The 24,800-nt window shown below is 71.4% G+C and carries 18 protein-coding genes; 5 read left to right on the top strand and 13 right to left on the bottom strand.

Annotated elements, in window-relative coordinates:
* Window positions 1-61: 61 nt before the first annotated feature.
* The 7 genes from LK09_RS04575 to LK09_RS04545 all read right to left on the bottom strand — a co-directional run bounded on the left by LK09_RS04575 (window position 62) and on the right by LK09_RS04545 (window position 6,336).
* Entirely contained in the window at window positions 62-409 is a 348-nt protein-coding gene (locus tag LK09_RS04575; RefSeq protein ID WP_039396577.1) for an HIT domain-containing protein, read from the bottom strand.
* A gap of 41 nt (window positions 410-450) precedes the next feature.
* On the bottom strand, window positions 451-1,188 hold the full coding sequence (locus LK09_RS04570) for a 16S rRNA (uracil(1498)-N(3))-methyltransferase (protein WP_039396575.1): 738 nt from the start codon (window positions 1,186-1,188) through the stop codon (window positions 451-453).
* A gap of 4 nt (window positions 1,189-1,192) precedes the next feature.
* Complete coding sequence (dnaJ, locus tag LK09_RS04565; protein ID WP_039396572.1) at window positions 1,193-2,308, bottom strand: molecular chaperone DnaJ; 1,116 nt, start codon at window positions 2,306-2,308, stop codon at window positions 1,193-1,195.
* A 44-nt stretch (window positions 2,309-2,352) separates the two neighbouring features.
* Window positions 2,353-3,390: a heat-inducible transcriptional repressor HrcA gene (gene hrcA / locus LK09_RS04560; protein WP_039396569.1), complete on the bottom strand. Its 1,038-nt coding sequence runs from the start codon at window positions 3,388-3,390 to the stop codon at window positions 2,353-2,355.
* Between the two features lie 112 nt (window positions 3,391-3,502).
* Window positions 3,503-4,720 carry a radical SAM family heme chaperone HemW gene (hemW, locus tag LK09_RS04555; protein ID WP_039396566.1) on the bottom strand — a complete coding sequence of 406 codons (1,218 nt, stop codon included), beginning with the start codon at window positions 4,718-4,720 and terminating at the stop codon, window positions 3,503-3,505.
* Window positions 4,720-5,370, bottom strand: a complete 651-nt coding sequence (locus LK09_RS04550; protein WP_039396563.1) for a DUF1990 family protein — start codon at window positions 5,368-5,370, stop codon at window positions 4,720-4,722. The genes hemW and LK09_RS04550 overlap by 1 nt, the downstream gene beginning before the upstream one ends.
* Window positions 5,371-5,427: 57 nt before the next feature.
* Window positions 5,428-6,336, bottom strand: a complete 909-nt coding sequence (locus LK09_RS04545) for a LysR family transcriptional regulator (protein ID WP_039396560.1) — start codon at window positions 6,334-6,336, stop codon at window positions 5,428-5,430.
* 97 nt (window positions 6,337-6,433) lie between these two features.
* Here LK09_RS04545 and LK09_RS04540 point away from each other — a divergent pair, with 97 nt between their 5' ends.
* Complete coding sequence (locus tag LK09_RS04540) at window positions 6,434-9,922, top strand: bifunctional proline dehydrogenase/L-glutamate gamma-semialdehyde dehydrogenase (protein ID WP_039396557.1); 3,489 nt, start codon at window positions 6,434-6,436, stop codon at window positions 9,920-9,922.
* A 122-nt stretch (window positions 9,923-10,044) separates the two neighbouring features.
* Here LK09_RS04540 and lepA read toward each other — a convergent pair whose 3' ends face one another.
* Window positions 10,045-11,913, bottom strand: a complete 1,869-nt coding sequence (gene lepA, locus LK09_RS04535; protein WP_039396553.1) for a translation elongation factor 4 — start codon at window positions 11,911-11,913, stop codon at window positions 10,045-10,047.
* Between the two features lie 214 nt (window positions 11,914-12,127).
* On the opposite strand from lepA, the gene LK09_RS04530 reads away from it, so the two are divergent.
* Window positions 12,128-14,926 (top strand): ExeM/NucH family extracellular endonuclease, encoded by a 2,799-nt coding sequence (locus tag LK09_RS04530; protein ID WP_197060965.1) that lies wholly within the window; start codon window positions 12,128-12,130, stop codon window positions 14,924-14,926.
* A gap of 202 nt (window positions 14,927-15,128) precedes the next feature.
* Window positions 15,129-15,389, top strand: coding sequence for a 30S ribosomal protein S20 (rpsT, locus tag LK09_RS04525; RefSeq protein ID WP_039396550.1), 261 nt, complete (start codon window positions 15,129-15,131; stop codon window positions 15,387-15,389).
* A gap of 66 nt (window positions 15,390-15,455) precedes the next feature.
* Here rpsT and holA read toward each other — a convergent pair whose 3' ends face one another.
* From holA to leuS, 5 genes are all read right to left on the bottom strand, one after another.
* Window positions 15,456-16,517, bottom strand: a complete 1,062-nt coding sequence (gene holA, locus LK09_RS04520) for a DNA polymerase III subunit delta (protein WP_039396547.1) — start codon at window positions 16,515-16,517, stop codon at window positions 15,456-15,458.
* A 43-nt stretch (window positions 16,518-16,560) separates the two neighbouring features.
* Entirely contained in the window at window positions 16,561-17,022 is a 462-nt protein-coding gene (locus tag LK09_RS20585) for a pyridoxamine 5'-phosphate oxidase family protein (RefSeq protein WP_052226414.1), read from the bottom strand.
* Between the two features lie 97 nt (window positions 17,023-17,119).
* Complete coding sequence (locus tag LK09_RS04510; RefSeq protein ID WP_052226413.1) at window positions 17,120-19,495, bottom strand: ComEC/Rec2 family competence protein; 2,376 nt, start codon at window positions 19,493-19,495, stop codon at window positions 17,120-17,122.
* A complete protein-coding gene (locus tag LK09_RS04505; protein WP_331454262.1) occupies window positions 19,495-20,184 on the bottom strand; it encodes a ComEA family DNA-binding protein in 690 nt (229 codons plus the stop codon). Before LK09_RS04505 ends, LK09_RS04510 begins: the two co-directional genes overlap by 1 nt.
* A gap of 136 nt (window positions 20,185-20,320) precedes the next feature.
* On the bottom strand, window positions 20,321-22,900 hold the full coding sequence (gene leuS, locus LK09_RS04500) for a leucine--tRNA ligase (RefSeq protein WP_039396544.1): 2,580 nt from the start codon (window positions 22,898-22,900) through the stop codon (window positions 20,321-20,323).
* A gap of 135 nt (window positions 22,901-23,035) precedes the next feature.
* Between leuS and LK09_RS04495 the strand changes: the two genes are divergently transcribed.
* Together LK09_RS04495 and LK09_RS04490 are read left to right on the top strand one after the other, a co-directional pair.
* Window positions 23,036-23,710 (top strand): DedA family protein, encoded by a 675-nt coding sequence (locus tag LK09_RS04495; RefSeq protein ID WP_052226412.1) that lies wholly within the window; start codon window positions 23,036-23,038, stop codon window positions 23,708-23,710.
* 4 nt (window positions 23,711-23,714) lie between these two features.
* Complete coding sequence (locus LK09_RS04490) at window positions 23,715-24,797, top strand: App1 family protein (RefSeq protein ID WP_052226411.1); 1,083 nt, start codon at window positions 23,715-23,717, stop codon at window positions 24,795-24,797.
* Window positions 24,798-24,800 lie beyond the last annotated feature (3 nt).

Here is a 24,800-nt window from a genome sequence, read left to right as displayed (position 1 = left end):
GGTCTCGGAGACGGTCGCGTGCGCGTGGCTCGGCGTGTCGGCCGGATTCTGTGCGGTGTCGTCAGTCACCCATGCTCGATTCTGCGAGGTCGCCCGCGAGCACGTGCGCGTGGACGTGGAACACGGTCTGACCGGCCTCGGCGCCCGTGTTGAAGATGAGGCGGAAGTCGCCGTTCGCATGCTCCGCGGCGAGGTCCTTGGCCACCGCGACCACTTCGGACAGCAGCGCCGGGTCGCCCGCGGCGAGCTCGGTGACGTCGCGGTACTGCGCGGTCTTCGGGATCACGAGCAGGTGCACCGCCGCCTGGGGCGCGATGTCGCGGATCGCGAACACGGTGTCGGTCTGCGCGATGATCTCGGACGGGATCTCCCCGTTCAGGATGCGCGTGAAGATCGAGGGTTCGCTCATGCTCTCAGCTTATCCGTGGGCGCGGGAGACCGGACGGGGACTCACCAGCGGCCGAGCGCCGCGTCGAGGATCGCGAGCGCGGCGGGACCGGCGGTGGAGGTGCGCAGGACCGTGTCGCCGAGCGCGACGACGGATGCCCCGGCATCCCGCAGCGTCTGCAGCTCCTCCGGGGCGATGCCGCCCTCGGGTCCGACCACCAGCACGATGTCGCGCGCGTCGGCGGGGTCGAACCGGATGCCGGTGAGGCGCTGGTCGCCGGCCGGCTCGAGCACCAGCATCCGGCACCCCGCGGCCCTCTCCGCGAGTGCAGCCGTCGTGACGACCCCGGTGACAACCGGCATCCACGCGCGGTGGGCCTGCTTTCCGGCTTCCCGGACGATCGTCTGCCAGCGGGCGATGCCCTTGACCGCCTTGGCGGCGTCCCAGCGCGACACGCTGCGCGCGGCCTGCCACGGCACGACCTCGTCGACGCCCAGCTCCGTCGCCGCCTGGATCGCCAGCTCGTCGCGATCGCCCTTGGCGAGGGCCTGGGCGAGCACGATCCGCGGTGCCGGCGCGGGCTCGACGGTGCGCGTGCGCACGACCAGCTCGACCAGCTTCGGAGCCACGGAGGTGCACTCGCCCTCCAGCCACAGGCCGCGGCCGTTGCCCACCGTGACGGGCTCGCCGACGCGCACTCGGCGCACGGCGGCGGCGTGGTGCGCCTCGGCTCCGGTCAGGGTGACCGTCGCCCCCACGGCGGAGTCGTCGAGCTCGTCGAGCTGGAAGTGGAGCGCCATCGGCTCACTCGCCGCGGAAGCGGTCGCGCAGCTTCGCGAACAGCCCCTGGCGGAACTGCGCGAGCTGCGGCCCCGGGCCCTTGTTGCGCTTGGCGAAGTCCTCGATGAGCTGCCGGGACTTGTGGTCGAGCTTCGTGGGCGTCACCACGTGGACGCCCACCCGCAGGTCGCCGCGCGTGGACCCGCGCAGCGGGGTGATGCCGCGGCCCTTGATGGTGAGCACGTCGCCGGACTGCACGCCGGGTCGCACCTCGAGGTCGACCTTGCCGTCGAGGCCGTCGATGTGCGCGGAGGTGCCGAGGATCGCGTCGGGCATCGACACCTCGAGCGTCGCGAGGAGGTCGTCTCCGTCGCGGCTGAAGATCTCGTGCGTCGCGACGGACACCTCGATGTACAGGTCTCCGTTGGGGCCGCCGGCCGGCCCCACCTCGCCGGAGCCGGGCATCTGCAGACGCAGCCCGGTCTCCACGCCCGCGGGGATGTCGACGCCGACGGTGCGACGGGACCGCACCCGGCCCTGCCCGTGGCATTCGGCGCACGGGTACGGGATGGTCGTGCCGTAGCCCTGGCAGGTGCCGCACGGAGCCGACGTGACGACGTTTCCGAGGAGGCTGCGCACGGTGCGCTGCACGTGCCCGGTGCCCTGGCAGATGTCGCACGTGACCGGTGAGGTGCCGGGCTGGCAGCACGAGCCCTCGCAGGTCGAGCACAGCACCGCGGTGTCGACCTCGAGGTCGCGATGCACGCCGAAGACCACGTCGGCCAGCTGCAAGGTGACCCGGACGAGGGCGTCCTGGCCGCGCTCGCGTCGCGAACGCGGCCGTGCGGTGCGGGTGCCGGCCCCGCCGAAGAACGTCTCGAAGATGTCGCCGAAACCGCCGAAGCCTGCGGCTCCGCCGCCGAACGGGTTGTCTCCGCCCATGTCGTAGCGCTGGCGCTGCTCCGGGTCGCTGAGCACGTCGTAGGCGTGGGTCACCTGCTTGAAGCGCTCGGCGGCATCCTCTCCCGGGTTCACGTCGGGATGCAGCTCGCGGGCCAGGCGCCGATACGCCTTCTTGATCTCTTCGGGAGACGCCTCACGCGAGACGCCGAGTACCTGGTAGTGGTCCTGATCAGCCACAATCGCCTTCCTGCCGCACTGTGCGCGGGTCTGTCAACGGGTGTTCAGCGCGACCGCTCGTCGTCTTCGAGCAGTCGGCTCACGTAATGGGCGACGGTGCGCACCGCCGCGAGGTTGGTCGCGTAGTCCATCCGGGTCGGGCCGAGCACGCCGACGCGGGCGTGGGTGGACGGGTCGTAGTCGCCGGTGAGGACGGATGCCTCGGCGAGGCCGAACTGCTCGTTCTCGCGTCCGATGGACACCGACAGCCCGTCGTCGTCCGCAACCATCTCGCTCATCAGCCGCAGCAGGGTGACCTGCTCTTCGATGGCCTCCAGCAGCGGGTAGATGCTGCTGCGGAAGTCCTGCTCGCGGCGAGCCAGATTGGCGGTGCCGGCCATGACCAGCCGGTCCTGCCGGAACTCCTCGAGCTCCTCGGCGACGACCCGCAGCACGGGGGCGGCGAGGGCGTCCGCGCGGCTGGTCTCGAAGTCGAGCGCGATCGACTCGGCCGCGACCGCCTGCGCTCCCTGCCGCACGCTGCGCCCGGTGACGAGGCCCGCGATGCGGTCCCGCAGTCGTCCGAGCTCGTCGGGCGTGAACCCGGCGCGCAGCTGGGTGATGCGCTGCGACACGCGGCCGGTGTCGGTGACGAGGATCACGAGCATCCGCCCGGCTTCGAGCGCGACGAGCTCGACGTGCGACACGTTCGCCTGCGCGAACGACGGGTACTGCACGATCGCGACCTGCCCGGTGAGGGTCGTCAGTGCGCGCACGGTGCGCGCCAGCACATCGTCGAGATCGGTGGCGCCCTCGAGGAAGGTCGAGATCGCCGTGCGCTGCGCCGAGCTGAGCGGCCGCAGCTGCGACAGGTGGTCGACGAAGACGCGGTAGCCCTTGTCGGTCGGCACGCGCCCTGACGAGGTGTGCGGCGCGGCGATGAGCTCCTCGTCTTCGAGCTGGGCCATGTCGTTGCGGATCGTCGCTGCGGACACGCCGAAGGCGTGCCGATCGACGATCGTCTTGCTGCCGACCGGCTCGCGGGTCTCGACATAGTCCTGCACGATCGCCTGCAGCACCTGCAGTCCGCGTTCGGAGACCATGACACCCCTTCCTTGGCACTCGACTGTCGTGAGTGCCAATTCTAGCCGAGCCACCTCGATCGGCGCCCGCGCGCGACACGCGTCCGTCGACGCGAACGCGCTCCGGCCCGACTCAGTCGGTCAGCGCCCGGACGACGGCATCGGCGAGCAGGCGCCCGCGCAGGGTGAGCACGATGCGGCCGTGCAGAGCGGCGGCCGGCTCCACCAGGCCGTCGGCGATGAGGGATGCCACCGCGTGGCGGCCCGGCAGGTGCAGATCGGCGATCTCGATTCCCTCGCGGATCCGGGAGCCGAGGAGCACCTGCTCCAGTTCGCGGGCCGCGGCGTCGGGCCGTTCGCGTCCTGCGGCGGGCGACAGGCCCCCGGCGAGGCGCTGGGCATACGCGGCCGGATGCTTCACGTTCCACCAGCGCACGCCGCCGACGTGGCTGTGCGCGCCGGGTCCGAAGCCCCACCAGTCCGTCCCCCGCCAGTACGCCAGGTTGTGGCGGGAGCGGTGTGCGGCATCCGTCGCCCAGTTCGACACCTCGTACCATTCGAAGCCGGCCGCGCCGAGGAGTCCGTCGGCGAGCTCGTACATGTCGGCCTGCCGGTCGTCGTCGGGCGCGGGGACCTCGCCCCGCCGGATCTGGCGGGCGAGCTTGGTGCCGTCCTCGATGATCAGGGCGTACGCCGAGATGTGGTCGGGCTTCAGGGCGATCGCGGTCTCCAGCGAGGTGCGCCAGTCCTCGAGGGACTCCCCCGGCGCGCCGTAGATGAGATCGACGCTGACGTCCAGCCCGGCCGCGCGGGCCGCGGCGACCGCCGTGGCCACATTCGCCGGCTCGTGCGTTCGGTCGAGGGCGTGCAGCACGTGGGGAACCGCCGACTGCATGCCGACGGAGAGTCGCGTGACCCCGGCATCCCGAAGTGCGAACGCCACGGCCTCGGACACCGTGTCCGGGTTCGCCTCGACCGTGACCTCGGCACCGGGTGCGAGCCCGAACGCGTCGCGGACGCCGGCGAGCATGCGGGCGAGGTCTCCGGGGGGCAGCAGCGTCGGCGTCCCGCCGCCGAAGAACACGGTCGCGGCGGGCCGCAGCGCGCCCCGGGCGGCGAGCACGTCGCGAGCCAGGGCGATCTCTCCGAGGAGGGTGTCGGCGTACTGGTCCTGTCGCGCTCCGCGCAGTTCGGATGCCGTGTAGGTGTTGAAGTCGCAGTACCCGCAGCGCACGCGGCAGAACGGAACGTGCAGGTAGACCCCGAAGTCGGTGCCGGGATCGACCCGCACGTCGTCGGGCAGGGCGCCGTCGTCCGGGGCGGGCTCACCCTCCGGGAGTGCGGAGCCCATCAGGCGGGGGTGGCGTACAGCGGCGAGATCGCGCGCAGGTACCGTTGCGACAGCGCCTTGCGGCGCCGCTTCACCAGGAAGGGGAACAGCTTGTAGAAGAACGACGCGGGCCGGTCGAAGGCGCGCACCGTGAACCAGACCTCGTCGTTCTCGTACCACTCGACCATGAACGACTCTTCGCCGGACACGACGGATCGGCGCACCGTGCCCAGGGCGAACCCGACGCGGTGCGAGTCTTCGGCGACGAAGATCACGCGCAGTTCGCCGTCGGCCTTCAGGCCCTTGACGCGGCCGTGCAGATTCAGGGTGGCGCCCGGGCTCACCCACGGGGTGCCGTCGGCGTCGAAGCGCTGCTCGGCCTCGGACTTGCTGGGGGCGACCGGGTGCCCCTCGTGGTCGAAGCTGACCCCCGAGTACACCGGGCCGGCGGCCGGACGGATGTCGCTGACCGTGAGCCCGCTCCCCCGCTGCGCGCCCCATTCGAGCAGGGCTTCGCCGGCCGCCTGGAATCGCGCCTCGCCGCTGCCGATCCGCCACGACTCGCTGTACGGGGTGCTCTTCTCGGGCGGATACTGCATCAGATCCGCGGCCTGTGTGGCCCCGACAGCGGCGTAGTCGACGGTTTCGTCTCTGAAGGTCCCACGGCGCATGACATCCAGCCTACCGAGGACATCTCTGGACGGAACGTGGGAATCGGGCGCCGCGGGTCACCGCGGACGGTGCGCGGCGAGGGCCTCGCGGAGGGTATCGGCGACCGCCGTGATCGCCCGGCTGTCCCGGGACGACGCGCGGATCGCGGCGAAGATCTGGCGCACGGGAGCACCGGGAAGCTCCACCAGCCGGACCGTGCCGCGGTCCCCGGTCCACAGCATGTCCGGAAGGATCGCGACGGCGAGGCCGGCGGCCGCCATCCGCACGTGGGTGGTGAGGTCGGTGGCCTCGAAGCGCACGTCGGGTTCGAACCCCGCGGCGCGGCACTGCTGCACCGCCCACTCCCGCACCGCCGTGCCCGGCGGTTCGAGGATCCACGCGCGGCCGGCCAGGTCCGCGAGACCGGCGGCCGGATCGTCCGGCGCGAGCACGAGTCGCACGGGGTCCGCTCCGAGGAGCGTCCGGTCGAACCCGGCCCGGATCTCGCGGATGTGCCCGGGATACTGCTCGGCCACGACGAGGTCGAACTGGCGCATCGCCAACTCGCGCAGCCCCTCCTCCGGCGACATCTCGACGGACTCCAGGCGCAGTTCCGGCTCGCGCTCGGCGAGGAGCCGCAGTGCCCGCGGCACCAGCGCCTGCGCGGCGGTCGGCATCACCGCGATCCGCACGACCGTCGGCGCCCCGCGGGATGCCGCGAGTTCCGCGTGCGCAGCCTCGTCCAGTTCCAGCATCCGGGCGGCGTGCTGCGCGAGCGAGCGCCCGGCCGCGGTCAGCCGCACCCGGCGCCCGTCCGGCTCGAGGAGGGCAGTGCCGGCCTCGCGGGCGAGAATCTCCAGCTGCTGCGACACCGTCGACGGGCTGTAGGAGGTCGCCGCGGCGACGTCGGCGATCGTTCCGCGCTGCGCCAGCTCATGGAGCAGCCGCAGGCGGCGGAGCTCGAACGGTCGAGGGTGATCATTCATCGAGATATCCGAACTGTATTGGATGCAAACAATCGCTTTTCATAGTAGGTGGACGCGCGGACAATCGAGACGTCCCGCCTTCGACAATGGAGTCCCGTTGACCTCACTCGACCTCACCCCGTCCGCTCCCCTCTCCGACGCCGCGCCCGCCCCGGCGGATCTCGCCGACGAGGCCGTCGCGCTCGTGCGGACCTGGCTGGCCGAGAGCCGGGGCATCCCCGTGGACAAGGCGGCCCGGCGGCTCGCCGGCGTGCTGCGGGACGAGAACGGGCTGGACTTCGTCGTGGGCTTCGTCGACGGTGTGGTCCGTCCGGAGGACGTCCGTGTCGCGGCCCGCAATCTCCATGACCTGGTGCCGCTCACCCCGGGGTTCCTCCCGGCGCCCCTGCGCGGCGTCATCCGGCTCGGCGGCGCGCTGGCCCCCATCCTGCCCGGCGTCGTCATCCCGGTCAGCCGGCGCGTGCTGCGCGGCATGGTGCGCCACCTCATCGTGGATGCCACCGACCGCCGACTGGGCCGCACCATCCGGCACCTGCGCTCCACCCCCGGCGTGCGCCTGAACGTCAACCTCCTCGGCGAGGCGATCCTCGGCGAGGAGGAAGCCGCCCGCCGCCTGGAGGGGACCCGTCGCCTCCTCGCCCGCGACGACGTCGACTACGTGTCGATCAAGGTGTCCTCCACGGTCGCCCCGCACAGTCCGTGGGCGTTCGACGAGGCCGTCGAGCACGCCGTGAACGCCCTTCTCCCGCTCTACCGGATCGCCGCGACCGCTGCGGACGGGGGCAAGTTCATCAACCTGGACATGGAGGAGTACAAGGACCTCGACCTGACCCTCGCGGTCTTCACGACGCTGCTCGACCGGCCCGAGTTCCGGCAACTCGAGGCCGGCATCGTCCTGCAGGCCTACCTGCCGGACGCCCTGGCGGCGATGATGCGCCTGCAGGAGTGGGCCACCGCCCGCGTCGCGGGCGGCGGGGCGCCGATCAAGGTGCGCGTGGTCAAGGGCGCCAACCTCCCGATGGAGACGGTCGACGCCGAAGTGCATGACTGGCCGCTCGCGACCTGGCACAGCAAGCAGGCGACGGATGCCTCCTACAAGGCGGTCCTGGACTACGCGCTGCGCCCCGAGCACACGGCCGCCGTGCGCATCGGGGTCGCCGGTCACAACCTCTTCGACATCGCGCTCGCCTGGCTCCTCGCGGACCGGCGCGGGGTGTCCTCGCCCGCGGGGGTCGAGTTCGAGATGCTCCTCGGCATGGCCTCCGCGCAGGCGACCGTCGTCCGCGGCACCGTCGGCGGCCTCCTGCTGTACACGCCGGTCGTCCACCCCAAGGAGTTCGACGTCGCGATCGCGTATCTGATCCGCCGGCTCGAAGAGGGCGCCTCCGCGGACAACTTCATGTCGGCGATCTTCGACCTCGACGACAACCCGGCCCTGTTCGAGCGCGAGCGGGACCGATTCCTCGCCGCCGTCGCGTCGATGCCGGATGCCGTGCCCGCCCCGAACCGGACGCAGAACCGCGAGCTGCCCGCCGAGCCCGCCGCGCGCACCGGATTCCGCAACACGCCCGACACCGACCCGAGTCTCGCCGCGAACCGCGCCTGGGGCGACCGCATCCGGGCGCGGATCGCCGGATCGACGCTCGGTGCGGCGACCGCCGCCGCCCACGTGATCTCCGAGGAGGCGGTGCTCGATGAGACCGTGCGCCGCGGCGTCGCCGCCGGAGCCGCGTGGCGTGGACTCACCGCCGACGAGCGCGCCGCGATCCTCCACCGCGCCGGCGACATCCTCGAGAGCCGCCGCGCGCAATTGCTCGAGGTGATGGCCTCGGAGTGCGGAAAGGTGCTCGAGCAGGGCGACCCGGAGGTGTCCGAGGCGGTCGACTTCGCCCATTACTACGCCGAGCGCGGCCGCGACCTCGTACGCGTGGACGGCGCCCGGCCGAAGCCCGTCGGCATGACCGTCGTCACCCCGCCGTGGAACTTCCCGGTCGCGATCCCGGCCGGCTCCACGCTCGCCGCGCTCGCGGCGGGATCCCCGGTGATCATCAAGCCCGCGCGTCAGGCGCGGCGCTCGGGCGCGGTCATGATCGAGGCGCTCTGGGAGGCCGGCGTCCCCCGGGACGTGCTGCAGTACGTGCAGCTCGACGGGCGCGACCTCGGACGGAAGCTGATCGGCGACCCTGCCGTGGAGCGCGTGATCCTCACCGGCGGCTACGAGACCGCGGAGCTGTTCCGCAGCTTCCGCCCCGAGCTGCCCCTTCTCGCCGAGACGAGCGGCAAGAACGCGATCATCGTGACGCCCAGCGCAGACTTGGACCTCGCCGCCAAGGACGTCGCCTCCTCCGCCTTCGGCCACGCCGGACAGAAGTGTTCCGCGGCATCCCTCGTCGTGCTCGTCGGCTCGGTGGCGACGTCCGACCGCTTCCGACGCCAGCTCGTGGACGCCGTGCGCGCCTACCCGGTGGGTCTTCCCGACGCCGCGTCGTCGCGGATCGGGCCGCTCATCGCGCCGGCCGAGGGCAAGCTGCTGCGTGCCCTGACCACGCTGGATGCCGGGGAGTCGTGGCTGCTGGAGCCGGAGCGCCTGGACGAGCACGGGGCGCTGTGGCGGCCGGGCATCCGCGAGGGCGTCGCGCCCGGTTCCGAGTTCCACCTCACCGAGTACTTCGGTCCGGTGCTCGGCATCATGACCGCCGAGACCCTCGAGGACGCGATCGCGCTCGTGAACGCGATCGAGTACGGCCTGACGTCGGGTCTGCACGCGCTGGACGCAGACGAGATCGCCACGTGGCTCGACACCGTCGAAGCCGGCAACCTCTACGTCAACCGCGGGACCACCGGTGCCATCGTGCAGCGGCAGCCGTTCGGCGGGTGGAAGAAGGCGGCCGTCGGAACGGGCGCCAAGGCCGGCGGACCCAACTACCTGTACGCCCTCACCGACTGGACGGACGCCCCGGTCTCGGCCGCGCCGTCCGACGCGCTCACGACCAGCGCGGTCCGTGCGGCCTCCGGGGCGTCACCCTCGGAGCGCGCGTGGCTCAGCGGGGCCCTGGCCACCGACGCCGTCGCGTGGGCGGACGAATTCGGCACCGTCCGGGATGTCACGGGCCTGCGCACCGAGCAGAACGCGTTCCGATACCAGGCTGTGCCGGTGACGATCCGATTCGAGGGCGCCCGCCTGGTGGAGCTCGTCCGCGTCGCCGCGGCCGGCATCCGCGTCCACGCGCCCCTCGTGGTCAGCACCGCGACACCGCTTCCCGCGGACCTCACCACCTGGCTGCGCGAGAACGGTGCCCCGGTCGCCGTCGAGGGCGCGACGGAGTGGGCCCGGCGCGCCGCGCGCCTGGCCGAGGGCGGCGGCCGCATCCGGCTGGTGGGCGGTTCCGCGTCGGATGTCGCCCGGGCCGTGGACGGATCCCCGGCGGTGGCCGTCCACGCGGCGCCCGTCGTCTCGGCGGGGCGCATCGAGATGCTCGCGTTCCTGCGCGAACAGGCGATCTCCATCGCCGCGCACCGCTTCGGAACGCCGCGCCGCCTCCCGATCGCGCCGCTCGTGCCCGGCGGGCAGACCCTGCTTCCCTGAGCACCCGCGTTTCGTCTCGCTTCGCGGTTCCTGAGCGAGCGAAGCGAGACGAAGGGCGCTCAACGACCGACAACCCTCGGTCGTTGAGCGAGGAGCGCAGCGACGAGACGAAACGCGGCGGCCTACTTCTTCGCGCTCTCCACGTCGCCGGACAGTGCGGCGATGAAGGCCTCCTGCGGCACCTCGACGCGACCGACCATCTTCATGCGCTTCTTGCCCTCCTTCTGCTTCTCGAGGAGCTTGCGCTTGCGGGTGATGTCACCGCCGTAGCACTTGGCCAGGACGTCCTTGCGGATCGCGCGGATGTTCTCGCGGGCGATGATGCGCGCACCGATCGCCGCCTGGATCGGCACCTCGAACTGCTGCCGAGGGATGAGCTTGCGCAGCCGCTCGGTCATCATCGTGCCGTAGGCGTACGCCTTGTCGCGGTGCACGATCGAGCTGAAGGCGTCCACCTTGTCGCCCTGCAGCAGGATGTCGACCTTCACGAGGTCCGCGGTCTGAGAGCCGGCCGGTTCGTAGTCGAGGCTCGCGTAGCCCTGCGTCTTGGACTTCAGCTGGTCGAAGAAGTCGAACACGATCTCGCCGAGCGGCATGTTGTAGCGCAGTTCGACGCGATCCTCGCTGAGGTAGTCCATGCCCAGAAGGGATCCACGCCGCGACTGGCACAGCTCCATGACGGTGCCGACGTAGTCCTTCGGCAGCAGGATGCCGACCTTGACGACCGGCTCGGACACCTCGGCCACCCGGCCGTCGGGGTACTCGCTCGGGTTGGTGACGGTCACGGTCTCGCCGGTGTCGGTCGTCACCTCGTAGGTCACCGACGGCGCGGTGGTGATGAGGTCGAGGTCGAACTCGCGAGCCAGGCGCTCGGTGATGATCTCGAGGTGCAGGAGGCCGAGGAATCCGCAGCGGAACCCGAAGCCGAGGGCCACCGAGGTCTCCGGCTCGTACTGCAGGGAGGCATCCGACAGCTTCAGCTTGTCCAGCGCCTCACGGAGGTCGGCGTAGTCGCTGCCGTCGATCGGGTAGATGCCGGAGAACACCATCGGCTTCGGGTCGGTGTACCCGGCCAGCGCCTCGGTCGCGGGCTTGCGGTGGTTGGTGATCGTGTCGCCGACCTTCGACTGGCGCACGTCCTTCACGCCGGTGATGAGGTAGCCGACCTCGCCGACCCCGAGTCCCTTGGTGGGGGTCGGCTCGGGGCTCGACACGCCGATCTCGAGCAGTTCGTGGGTGGCCTTGGTCGACATCATCTGCACCCGCTCCCGGGGGGACAGCTGGCCGTCGACCATGCGCACGTAGGTCACCACGCCGCGATACGAGTCGTACACCGAGTCGAAGATCATCGCGCGGGCCGGGGCGTCCGCGTCGCCCTTCGGCGCGGGGATCTCGGCGACGATGCGGTCCAGCAGCGCCTCGACGCCCATGCCGGTCTTGCCCGAGACCCGCAGCACGTCGTCGGGCGAGCCGCCGATGAGGCCGGCGAGCTCGGCCGCGTACTTCTCGGGGTCGGCCGCGGGAAGGTCGATCTTGTTCAGCACCGGAATGATGTGGAGGTCGTTCTCGAGCGCCAGATAGAGGTTGGCGAGGGTCTGCGCCTCGATCCCCTGGGCGGCATCCACCAGCAGGATCGCGCCCTCGCACGCGGCGAGGGACCGGCTGACCTCGTACGTGAAGTCGACGTGCCCGGGCGTGTCGATCATGTTCAGGGCGTACACGGTCCCTGAGCCTGTCGACGGGCCGTCGTCCGTCTGCCACGGCATCCGCACGGCCTGCGACTTGATCGTGATGCCGCGCTCGCGCTCGATGTCCATGCGGTCGAGGTACTGAGCGCGCATGTCGCGCTCGGCGACCACGCCGGTGATCTGGAGCATGCGGTCGGCCAGCGTCGACTTGCCATGGTCGATGTGGGCGATGATGCAGAAATTGCGGATGAGCTCCGGCGGCGTGGCGGCGGGCTGGAGAGGCTGGAGGGCGCGCGGGGACATATCCCTTCGATTCTACGGGCGACGACGTCCCGGAAACCTGCACGCGTTGCGCGGGTGTTCGCTGACGTTCACCGATTGATTCCCAGCTGATTCTTTTCTTTCTCCTCGGAGAAGGCCAGGGTGGATCGGGTGAGCCCCAACGAAGGGCTCCCTCACCCCAGGAGAAACCGTGATCCAACACTCACCACGCAGGACCCTCGGGTCCGCTGCGGCCGTGACCGCTGTGGCCTGCCTGCTCGGCGCCGGACTGTCCGCGCCGGCATCCGCGAACGTCGGCGGCACCGACCTCGTCATCAGCGAGGCGTACGTCAACGGCGGTTCGAGCGGCGCGACGTACCTCAACAAGTTCGTGGAGCTGTACAACCCCACCGCGGCCGCGATCTCGCTCGCGGGCGACTCGCTGCAGTACCGCGCGCCCGGCGGCGCCGGCCTGCCGACGGGCGTCTTCGCGCTGAGCGGATCCGTTCCCGCCCACGGTCACTTCCTGATCCAGCTCCCCGGCAACGCTGCGAACGGCGTCGCGCTGCCCGCTCCCGACCTGACGAGCACCAACGTCAACCCCGGCGCTGCCGGCGGCACGCTCTACCTCGCCCGCACCACGACGGGCGTCGTTCCGGGCGACTCCAGCGTGATCGACCGGCTCGGGTGGGGCACGAGCAACGCCCCCGAGGGCACGGCCGCCACCGGCAACTCGGTCATCCTGAGCTATCAGCGGAACGCGGGCGGGACCGACACCGACGACAACGCGGCCGACTTCACGGCGGCCGCACCGACCCCGCAGGCGGCCGGGAACACGACTCCGCCCGACCCGGGCGAGACTCCCACACCCCTCACGATCGCCGAGATCCAGGGCGACGGAGCGACCTCGCCGTATGCGGGCAAGAGCGTCCAGACCGAGGGCGTCGTGACCGCGGACTACCGCACGGGCGGCTTCAACGGCTTCTACCTCGAGACCGGCGGCGCGGGCGGCACGGCGGCCGACGACAGGACGCCGGGCCGCTCGGATGCGGTCTTCGTCTTCGGGTCGATCTCCGCCGGACAGGTCGAGGTCGGCGACAGCGTCTCGGTGACCGGCAAGGTGCAGGAGTTCAACGGCACCACCGAGATCACCTCGCCCACCGTCACGAAGCTCGGCACGGCGCTCGCCCCGGTGCAGCCGGACACCCTCGACTGGGCGGACCTGACCACCGACGCGCAGAAGGAGGCCCACGAAGGCGAACTGATCGCACCGCAGGGCCCGTTCACCGTCACCGACAATTACGACGCGAACTACTACGGCTCGTTCACGCTGGCGGTCGGTGCCGAGCCCCTCCGCCAGCCGACGGATGCCGGCACCCCCGGCTCGCCGGAGGCGGTCGCGGCGGCCGCGGACAACGCCGCACGCACCATCACCCTCGATGACGGCGCGAGCACCAACTACAACTCGGCCGCGAACACCGGCACCGCGCTCCCCTGGCTCAGCGCCACCCATGCAGTGAGCATCGGCGCGAGCGTCACCTTCCACCAGCCGGTCGTGCTCGAGTACCGCAACAGCCTGTGGAACTTCCAGCCGACCGCCCAGGTCACGGGCGACGGCGCCGCCGTCGCCACGTTCGCCGACCAGCGCGCCGCCAACCAGCAGCCCGCGGCCACCGGCGGCGACGCCCGCCTGGCCACGTTCAACGTGCAGAACTACTTCCCCATGACGGGTGCGCGGTTCGTCGGCGACGGCCTGGGGACGTGCACGCTCTACAAGGACCGCGCCGGCACCCCCATCACCGTCAACCGCTGCACGACCACGGCCGGCGGCCCGGGCCCCCGAGGTGCCGCCGACGAGGCGAGCTTCCTGCGTCAGCAGGCCAAGATCGTCGCCGGGATCAACCGGCTCGGCGCGAGCATCGTCTCGCTGGAGGAGGTCGAGAACTCGGTGAAGTTCGGCGAGCCGCGCGACACCGCCCTCGCCGGTCTCGTGGATGCGCTGAACACGGCCGCGGGGTCGACGGTGTGGGCGTACATCCCGTCGCCCGCCGCCGACAAGCTGCCCCCGCTCGCCCAGCAGGACGTCATCCGCACGGCGTTCATCTACAAGCCCGGCGCCGTCACCCCGGTGGGCACGTCGACCGTGCTGACGGACAAGTCCGGTCCCGGTCAGTCCTTCTCGATCGCCCGCCAGCCGCTCGCTCAGGCGTTCAAGCGCGCGAACGCGAGGGATGCCGACGCCTTCCTGGTGGTCGCGAACCACTGGAAGTCCAAGGGCAGCGGCACCCCGCTGTACGACGGCGACCTGCAGGACACGTCCTCGCCCGCCAAGGACCAGGGCGCGTTCAACGCGACGCGCGTGCGTGAGGCCGAGGACACCGTCGCCTTCGCGAACGGCGTCGCCGCCGGACTCGGCACCGAGCGGATCTTCCTGCTCGGCGACCTGAACGCCTACACGCACGAGGACCCGCTCGAGAAGCTGTACTCGGCCGGCTACACCGACCTCGGCAGCGCCTTCGCCCCGGACGAGCACACCTACTCGTACAACGGGCTGCAGGGCTCGCTCGACCACGTGCTCGCGAACGCGGCCGCGCTGAAGATGGTCACCGGCGGCGACATCTGGCAGATCAATGCGCAGGAGTCGGTCGCCTACAACTACAGCCGCTTCAACTACAACGCGGCGCAGCTGTTCGACGCGGGCGACCCGTTCGCGGCATCCGACCACGACCCGGAGGTCATCGGGCTGACGCTCCCGGCCCCCGCCGCGTGGCGGGCCGACGCCGCGTACAGTGCAGGCGACCTCGTGACGTTCGGCGGCTCCATCTGGCGTGCGCAGTTCTCCACGAAGGGTGAGACCCCGGGCGCTTCCAAGAAGGTCGTGTGGGAGCAGCTGGCCACCGCACCCGACGGTTCGGTGCAGTGGACGGCGACGCGCGTGTTCACGACCGGCGACGTCGTGGAGTACGACGGAGTGAAGTACGTCGCGCAGTGGTGGACGCAGGGCGACGTGCCCGGCGCCGCCGCGAAGAAGCAGCCGTGGAAGGTGCTCGGCTAGGAGTCCGACCGGTGAGGGCCCTCGGGATCGGAATCGGTCCCGAGGGCCTTCGTGTCCCGTGCAGGTTCGAGGCGGCGACACCTGGTAGAGTTGTTCCTTGGCTTGCGTGTGAGTGTCTACTCGCACAACGCCGGGTGACTCCCCCTCTCTCTCAACCGTCGTCCGGCACTCAACCGATCACCAAACGAAAGAAACGTCGAACGTGGCGAACATCAAGTCGCAGATCAAGCGCAACAAGACCAACGAGAAGGCGCGTCAGCGCAACCAGGCCGTCAAGAGCGAGCTGAAGACCGAGGTGCGTCGCACCCGCGAGGCCATCGCTGCCGGCGACAAGGCTGCTGCCGAGAAGGCTCTGGCCAAGGCGTCGCGCAAGCTCGACAAGGCCGTGAGCAAGGGCGTCATCCACCAGAACCAGGCGGCGAACCGCAAGTCGGCCATCGCCAAGCAGGTTTCTGCGCTCTGAGCCGCTGAGCTTCAGAAGGCCCGTCCCCCTGGGGGCGGGCCTTCGTCGTTTTCTCGCCCGGAGCGCTCAGCGGGTGCCGTAGGGCGCCTTGGTCGCGATCACGGTGATGAGGCGCTCCAGCGCGAACACGGCGTCGCGGGAGGCGCCCTTCACGTCGGCGTCGGCCTGGGCGGCCGCCATGATCGCCAGGCCGAGGGTCTGCTGGTTCCAGCCCGACAGGTCGCGGCGGGCGTTGTTGACCTGCCAGTCCTTCATGCCGAGCCGGGATGCCAGCGCCTGCGCCGACTCCCGGCTGCCGGCCACCCGCGCCATGGTGCGCAGCTTCATCGCGATCGCGGCGACGAGCGGCACGGGGTCGACGCCGGAGTCCATCGCCTGACGCAGCGCCATGAGCGCGTCGCCGAGACGGCCGGAGATCGCGGTGTCGGCGACAGTGAAGGCCGACGTCTCGACCCGCCCGCCGTAGTAGCGCTCGACGACCTCGGCGGTCACGTCGCCGGGGACGTCGGCGATGAGCTGCTGGCAGGCGGCGGCGAGTTCGGTCAGGTCGCCCGTGAAAGCGGACACCAGCGAGCGAAGTGCTGCCGGCGCGATCCGCTTGGATGCCGCCTTGAACTCGCCGGCCGCGAAGTCGTACCGGTCGCCGTCGCGCTTGATCACGGGGCACGGCACCTCGACACCGCCGCCGGTGCCGGCGCGGATCGCGTCGAGCAGCTTCTTGCCGCGCACGCTCGCGCCGGAGTGGCGCAGCACCACCGTCGCCCCGTCTTGCGGTGCGTCGAGGTAGGCCAGCGCCTCGGTCAGGAACGCGTCGCTCATCTTCTCGCCCCCGGTGATGCGCACCAGCCGCGGCTCGCCGAACAGAGAGGGCGACGTCACCGCCAGCAGCGTGCCCGCGGCGTAGTCGTCGGCGCGGATGTCGGAGACTTCGAGCGTGGGGTCTTCGGCGCGCAGGTAGTCGCGCACGCCGGCGATCGCCCGCTCGGCGCAGACGTCTTCGGGCCCGGAGACCAGCACGATCGGCGCCGGCTGCGGGTCGCGCCAGGACAGCTGCGGGATGACCGCGCGCGACGCCGTGCGGGCGGCGCCGGACTTCGATGCGGGTGAGCGTCGGGGTGCCGGGGCCATGCCCTCAAGCGTAGTCGGGGGCTCGGACACCCCTGTCGAGGACTCAGACCTCCACCGTCGTGTCCAGCGTGTTTCCGTGCTCAGGGTCGCCGCCGCGCACCAGCACGTACCGATGCCGGATGTGCGCGGAGTACATCGTCAGCGGGCCCGCCGGCGCGAGATCCGCGGGACCGAGCTTCTTGCCCTCCGGCAGTCGCGCGTTGAGGGCCGCGAGTGCGAGATCACGAGACTCCTCGGGAAGGAAACCGGCGTCGGCGTCGAAGTAGGCGGCTTCCGCCCGCCCGACGGGGACCGTGCTGTCGAACACCGTGATCGCCACGGCGGCGTGCGAGAGGATGTTCTGCGAGTGCCGGGCGGCCGGGTCGGACACCCAGCAGATCCGATCGTCATCGAGCTGCGCGAAGAAGACGGGACTCACCCACGGCCGCCCGGCCGCATCCGCCGTGCCGAGCACGCAATAGCGGTTCTCCATCAGGATCCGATCGATCACGGAACCGTCGATCATGGCGCACCTCTCCCTCCGGATGTGCTTCGGACACTACCGTCAACGTGCCGGTCCCACACGGCGCGTGGCGCAGCGCAGCGCAGCTCACCCCCGGACGTCACCGCCCGGGGGTGAGCTGCGGCGCTGTGCGGTCGTGCTCGTGCCAAAGGGCGGGGCCGGCAGAGGTCTCGGTGACGGTGACGATGCCCTCCTGGTCGGTGCGGTGGATGTCTGCGCGGTCGGCGGCGAGGAACTGCAGGGTCGGGGCCCGCGGGTGGCCGTAGTCGTTGCCCGCCCCGACCGAGATGAGCGCGACGGGGGCGCGCAGCGCGGCGTACAGGGGCGGATCCTGGTCCGCGCTGCCGTGGTGGGCGACCTTGACGACCTCGTACGGGGGCCGCAGGCCTCCGGTGCGGAGGATCGCCGCCTGCGCCACCTCGTCGGTGTCGCCGAGGAAGAGCCCGGTCGGCATCCCGGGTCCGCGGATGTCCAGCACCACGCATGACTCGTTGCCCGGCGGGTACGCCTTGCCGTCACGCAGCGGCCAGAGGACGGTCCACGAGGCGGCCCCGAGCGGGCCGCGCATTCCGGCCGCGGCATCCACCACGTCCGCACCGGATGCCGCGAGCTCGCGCAGCAGTCGGTCGGCCCTCGGAGAATCGGGCGGGCCGTGCAGAACGACGTCGGCGCGCCCGCGCACCGCCTCGACGCCGCCGACGTGGTCGTGGTCGTAGTGCGTCAGCACCAGGAGGTCGATCCGGCTGATGCCGAACCGGTGCAGGCAGGTCGCGAGGGGCTCCGGATCGGGCCCGGTGTCGATGAGGGCGATCCGCCCCTGGGAGCGGAGCAGGATGGCGTCGCCCTGGCCGACGTCGCACAGCGCGACCGACCAGTCTCGCGGAACGGTGAGCGGCGCGGCCACGCCACCGAGCGTTGCGAACCCGCCCCACACGCCCAGCGCGATCGCGACGCCCGCGGCGACCGCCGCACGAATGCGTCTCGCCGTCCGGCCCGGCACGGCGGGCACCAGCAGCCACACGATGCCCGCGCTCAGCAGCGCGAGAGCGGCCGCGCCGGCGACCCCGCCGAACCACGGCAGCCCGTGGCCGGGAAGCTGCGCGAACAGCCGCGCCGTCGCCGCGATCCACGCGGCCGGCACCCAGGTCAGCGCAGTGAGCCCGGCCTGCAGCACGGGCAGCGGCAGGGCGAGGCACGCCGCCAGCCCGAGCACGGTCGCCGCCGGCGCCGCGGGCTCGGCGAGGAGGTTCGCGACGACGCCGAACACGGGGATGGTCGGGGTGAGGAGCACGAGGAGCGGCCCGCACACCAGCTGCGCGGACAGCGGCACGCTGAGCGCGAAGGCCAGCGTGCGCGGCATCCAGCGGGCAAGTCCCGCCGCCAGCGGACGCGCGAGCACCAGCAATGCGCCGGTCGCGGCCGCCGACAGGGCGAACCCGACCGACATCGCCAGCCACGGATCCGCGAGCAGTGCGACAACGACGGCGAGGAGGAGAAGCGCGATCCCGAGCCGGGCCCGCCCGAGCAGCAGCGCGAGCATCGCGATCGCCGCCATCATCGCGGCACGCACGACGCTCGGTTCCGGCGTCACGAGCACGACGAAGCCCGCAAGCGCGGCGAGACCGCACCCGACCCGGATGATCCGGCGTGCTCCGCACAGAGCGGCCAGGCCGAAGGCGATGCCCACCACGACCGCGCAATTGGCGCCGGACACCGCCGTCAGGTGCGTCAGCGAACTCGCCTTCATGTCCGCGTCCAGCTCGGCGGTGACGGCCGTGGTATCCCCGACGGCGAGCCCCGGGATAAGACCGGCGCCCGGCTGCGGGAGCCCGCCCGTGGCCGTGACGAGCCCCCGGCGCAGGACGGAGGCGATCTGGAGCGCGCCGGTCGCGTGACCGGTGAGGCGGGCGTCACCGTCGCCGAACACGATGAAGACCGGCCGCTCCCCCGGCCCGGTCGGGCGCACGGTGCCGCGCACCATGATGGTGTCACCGAGCCCCACCGGGATGGTCTTGCTCAGCAGGACCTTCACCGGGACGCGGAGCGTGTGCGTCTCCGGCCCGATCCGGATGCTGCGGGCGTCTGCGTCGAACAGCACGCCCCCCGCAGCCGTGCGAGAAGACGAGCCGGTGACCGTCGCCTCGACGACGACGCTGCGACCGCCGCCCGCGGGCAGACTTCCGGCGGCGGTGCGCGCCGGCTCGGCGACGCCGACGGCGGACAGGGCCGCGGCCGCACCGGCGAGGGCGACAGCGGCCAGAACGAGCGCCGCACCCGCGCGTGAGCGCGTGAAGCGGCCGGCGTGCGAAAGCACCAGCGCCACGACGACTGCAGCCACCACCGCCCACAGGATCGCGGCCGCGGTCCCCGCGTGCGCGGGATTCACCACGCCCCAGGCCGCCGCCGTCCAGCAGGCCGCCGCGACCGGCACGAGCCGAAGATCGGTGCGCCGCAGCCGCTCCGTCTCGGCACCCATCAGACCCTCACGAGGTCGCGGAGCGCCGCCAGCATCTTGTCTCCGATCCCCGACACCGCCTGCAGATCATCGACACTCGTGAACCGGCCGTTGTCCTTGCGCCACTGCAGGATCCGCTGCGCCAGCGCCGGGCCGATCCGCGGAAGCTCCTCCAGCTGCTCCTTCGTGGCGGTGTTGAGATCCACCTTCCCGCCGGCCGCAGGCGCTCCGGACGAGTCCCCTACCGAGGAGGTGTTCGCGGCATCCCCCGTCGGCGACGGCGTAGCGCCTTCCGCCGGGACGACGAGCTGCTCGCCGTCGGTCAGCGGCCGCGCGAGGTTCACCGACCCCCGTGCGGCCTTCGACGCGAACCCACCCGCGGCCGAGATCGCATCCAGCACGCGGGCATCCCCCGGCAGCACGAACAACCCGGGACGCTTCACCGCACCGGCCACGTCGACATAGACGCGCTTCTGCGTGCCGGACGTCGGCGCCGCAGCGGGCCGCGTCGCGGACACCGCCGGGGTGGATGCCGCCCCGCCGCCCGCACGGACGACCCCGATCACGACCGTGACAGCCAGAGCCCCGAGGATCAGGATGATGGCCGCGCCGACTCCCAGCCGTCGCCTGGGCGACGCCGCCTCCGGGATGTCGCCGCGGGGCTCTGTCTCATCGTCCCGCTCGGGGACCTCGTCGATCGCTGTGGCCACGCCGCAACGCTAGGCGGCCCGCCCTCCGACGATTCGTCCGGGACGCTCGACTGTGCACAACCGCGGCCCCGCGGCCCGGTGTGGACACACGAGTGCCCCGCCACCACGGGCGAGGCACTCGTGTCAGGTCACGTGCTCAGCGCACGATGAAGCTGACGACCTTCGGGGCGCGCACGATGACACGCACGATCTCGCGGTCCCCGATCGCGCGCTGCACGCGCTCGTCGTCGCGGGCGAGCTTCTCCAGTGCGTCCGGCGTGATGCGCGCCGGCACGTCGAGCGTCGCGCGCACCTTGCCGCCGATCTGCACGACCGCGGTCACGGTGTCTTCGACGAGGAGCGTCGGGTCGGGCTGGCGCCACACGGCGAGCCCCACGAACTTGTCGTAGCCGAGGATCTCCCACATCTCTTCCGCGACATGCGGCGCGAACGGGTCGAGCAGCATCGCGACGGCCTCGGCCGCCTCGCGCACGGCGGGATCGGCCGCCCCGGCCCCCGAGTCGATCACCTTGCGGATCGCGTTGACGAGCTCCATCAGACGCGCGACGACGACATTGAACTTGGTGTGCTCGATGAGACCAGGTGCATCCGCCAGCAGACGGTGGGTGACGCGGCGCAGCGCGGCATCGCCCTCGGCCCAGACCACGTCGGTCTCGCTCGTGACGTCGCGCGCAACGCGCAGAGCGCGCGCCAGGAACTTCGCGGCGCCCGTGGTCGACACGTCGTCCCAGTCCTTGTCGTCCTCCACCGGACCGGCGAAGGCGAGGGCGACACGCAGCACGTCGGCGCCGTGCTGTTCGAGCTCCTCCTGGAACAGGACGAGGTTGCCCTTGCTCTTGGACATCTTCGCGCCGCCCAGGATCACCATGCCCTGGTTGATGAGGCTGGAGAACGGCTCCGTGAAGTCGACCAGCTTCATGTCGTAGAGCGCCTTGGTGATGAAACGCGCGTACAGCAGGTGCAGGATCGCGTGCTCGACGCCGCCGATGTAGAAGTCGACCGGGGCCCACCGGGCCGCCTGCTCCACCGAGAACGCCTGGGCGGTGTCGCCCGGCGACAGGAAGCGCAGGAAGTACCAGGAGCTGTCGACGAAGGTGTCCATCGTGTCGGGATCGCGCAGCGCCGGCGCCCCGGTCGCGGGGTCGACCGTGTTGACCCACTCGGTCGCGGCGCCGAGCGGAGAGGCGCCCTTCGGCGTGAGGTCGAGGCCGTCGGCGTCGGGAAGCGTCACCGGCAGCTGGTCCTCGGGCACCGGGATGATCTGGCCGTCCTCGGTGTGCAGCATCGGGATCGGCGTGCCCCAGTACCGCTGGCGCGAGATCAGCCAGTCCCGCAGACGGTACGTCTTGGCCGCGTGACCGGTCCCGGCGGCCTCGAGCTCCTCGATGACCCGCGCGATCGCGTTGCGCTTGGACAGGCCGTCGAGCGAACCCGACCGGATCATCCGGCCCTCGCCCGTCAGCGCGATGCCGGTGCGCACCGGATCCAGTTCGTCCAGGGATGCCTCGGGCTCGATCGGCACGCCGTCGTCATCCAGCTCGATCACCGGGATCGCCCCCGTGATGGGAGCGGTCGTGTCGACCACCACCTTCACCGGCAGGTCGAAGGCGCGGGCGAAGTCGAGGTCGCGCTGGTCGTGGGCCGGCACCGCCATCACCGCGCCGTGACCGTAGTCCGCCAGCACGTAGTCGGCGGCCCAGATCGGCAGGCGCTCGCCGTTGATCGGGTTGATCGCGTAGCGCTCCAGGAAGACGCCCGTCTTGGGGCGGTCGGTCGACTGCCGGTCGATCTCGGTGGTGCGCTGCACGGTCTCGAGGTACGCCTGGAACCGCATCCGCACGTCGGCGGGTGCCTCGGACGCGATCTCGGCGGCGAGGTCGGAATCCGGCGCGATCACCATGAAGGTCGCCCCGTGCAGGGTGTCCGGGCGCGTCGAGAACACCGTCACCTTCTCGGCGCGGCCCTCGATCTCGAACCGGATGTCGGCGCCCACGGAGCGGCCGATCCAGTTGCGCTGCATCTGGATGACCTTCTGCGGCCAGAAGCCCTCGAGCTGGTTCAGGTCGTCGAGCAGACGGTCGGCGTAGTCGGTGATGCGGAAGTACCACTGGGTGAGCTTCTTCTTCACGACCTCGGCGCCGCAGCGCTCGCAGCGCCCGTCGACGACCTGCTCGTTGGCGAGCACGGTCTGGTCGTTGGGGCACCAGTTGACCGGGCTCTGCTTGCGGTAGGCCAGGCCCCGCTCGTACAGCTTCTGGAACAGCCACTGGTTCCAGCGGTAGTAGTCGGGGTCGCTCGTGTGCAGCACGCGCGACCAGTCGAACGAGACGCCGTACTGTTCCATGCTGGCGCGCTGCTGCGCGATGTTCGCGTACGTCCAGGTGGGCGGGTTGGCCCCGCGCTTGATGGCCGCGTTCTCGGCCGGCAGCCCGAAGGAGTCCCAGCCGATGGGGTTGAGCACGTTGTACCCGCGGTGGCGCCAGAAGCGCGCCACGATGTCCGAGTACACGTAGTTCTCGGCGTGCCCCATGTGCAGGTCCCCCGACGGATAGGGGAACATGGCGAGCACGTACTTGCGCGGACGGGTGTCGTCGTCGCCACCCGCGCGGAACGGATCGCTCTCGGCCCAGAGCGCCTGCCACTTCGCCTGGATCGCGTGGGCGTCGTAACCGCCCTCGCCGGGGGCTACGTGGTGTGACTCGGTGGTCTGTGACACAGGTAAGGCCAATCGCAGTTCGTACGGAGGATTTGCGCGCGACGAGCGCACCTTTCAGGTTACCGGACCGCGCCGGGAAGGGTCTGCGCCGCTGATTCCCAGCGCCACCGAAGCCCAACGACCTACCCTCGGAATATGAACGAGTTCGTCACGTGGCTGCTCGGCGTCATCCAGGACGTCGACCCGATCGTGCGGACCCTGCTGGCAGGCGTCGCGATGGCCTTCGAGACCAGCATCTTCCTCGGCCTGATCGTCCCCGGCGACACGATCGCGATCGCCGCGGGCACCGCCGTGACGACGCCGCTGGGCGGCATCGCCCTGGTGGGCGCGATCGTCGCCGGCTCGCTCGTCGGCGAGAGCGTCGGTTTCTGGCTCGGCAAGACGTTCGGACCGGCGATCCGCGCCTCGTGGCTCGGCCGGAAGCTCGGCGAAGAGAACTGGGACCGCGCCGAGGGCTACATCGACCGTCGTGGCGGACCCGCCGTGTTCCTCTCGCGGTTCCTGCCCGTGCTCCACTCGCTCGTCCCGCTCGTGGTCGGCATGAGCGGCATGCGCTACCGCCGGTTCCTCGCCTGGACCGTCCCGGCCTGCGTCATCTGGGCGACCGCCTACGTGACGGTGGCGGCGCTGGCGGCCGGCAGCTATCGGCAGATGGCCGAGAGCCTGCATCAGGCCGGCTACATCTTCGTCGCGATCATCGCGACCTTCATCCTGCTCGCGTACGTCGTCAAGCGCATCATCGCGCACAACGAGCGGCAGCACCTGCGCAAGACGACGGATCCAACCGGTACGACGGGCGTGGAAGACTGAGAGGATGCCCCACCCGACGGCTGACACCCCCGCGCCGCGACGCGCCACCGAGGCGCGCCGCGTCGAGGTCGGTCTGCCCGCGCGTGCGGAGTACCGCTTCCACGCCTGGCGGGAACGCCGGGCGCGCCATCGCGGGCTCGTGCCGACGGTCACGGCGTTTCCGGGGTACGGCGGCGAGGACTGGGTGCGGGTCCTCGGCCGCGTCCTGATCACGTCCCCCATCCCGTCGAAGTCCGACGGCGAGTACGCCCGGGTGCGCGGATGGCGCAGCTTCGTGGCGGTCCCGATCGGCTTCGCGCAGGTGAGCATCACCGTGGGCGGTGTGACGCACGAGGTGGTCGCCGACCGCGGCGGCGTCGTCGACGCCGTCCTGCCGGCACGGCTCTCCCCCGGCTGGCAGACGCTCACGATGACCGTCGAAGACGGCGACGCCGTCGAAGCCCGGGTGTTCATCGTCGGCGCGGACGTGCGCTTCGGGGTGGTGTGCGACATCGACGACACCGTCATGGTCACCTCGCTGCCGCGCCCGCTCATCGCCGCCTGGAACTCGTTCGTCATCGACGAGCACGCGCGCCAGCCCGTGCCCGGCATGGCCGTCCTGATGAACCGCATCGTCGGGGAGAACCCGGGAGCGCCGGTCGTCTACCTGTCGACGGGGGCATGGAACGTCGGCCCCACGCTCGCCCGCTTCCTCGCCCGGCACCTCTTCCCGCCCGGGGCCATGCTGCTGACCGACTGGGGCCCCACGCACGACCGGTGGTTCCGCAGCGGGTCCGACCACAAGAGCACCAACCTCGCGCGCCTCGCCGAGGAGTTCCCGCAGGTGACCTGGCTGCTCATCGGCGATGACGGCCAGCACGACGAGCAGATCTACAAGACGTTCACGCAGGCGCATCCGGACCGGGTCGCGTCCATCGCCATCCGGCGGCTCACTCCGGCCGAAGCCGTGCTCGCCGGTGGTCGCTCCCCGGCGGATGAGCCCTCCGTCGCCGTGCCGCACGTGACCGGCGACGACGGCGCGGCCCTGCTCGCCCGTCTCGAAGAGGTCGGCGTGCTGCGCGAACGTCGGACCCCCGGCGTAGGGTGACGG

The sequence above is a fragment of the Microbacterium mangrovi genome (assembly GCF_000802305.1).
GTDB classification, from domain to species: Bacteria; Actinomycetota; Actinomycetes; order Actinomycetales; family Microbacteriaceae; genus Microbacterium; species Microbacterium mangrovi.
The sequence above is the reverse complement of the archived record's forward strand: the minus strand, read 5'-3'. Positions and strand labels throughout refer to the sequence as shown.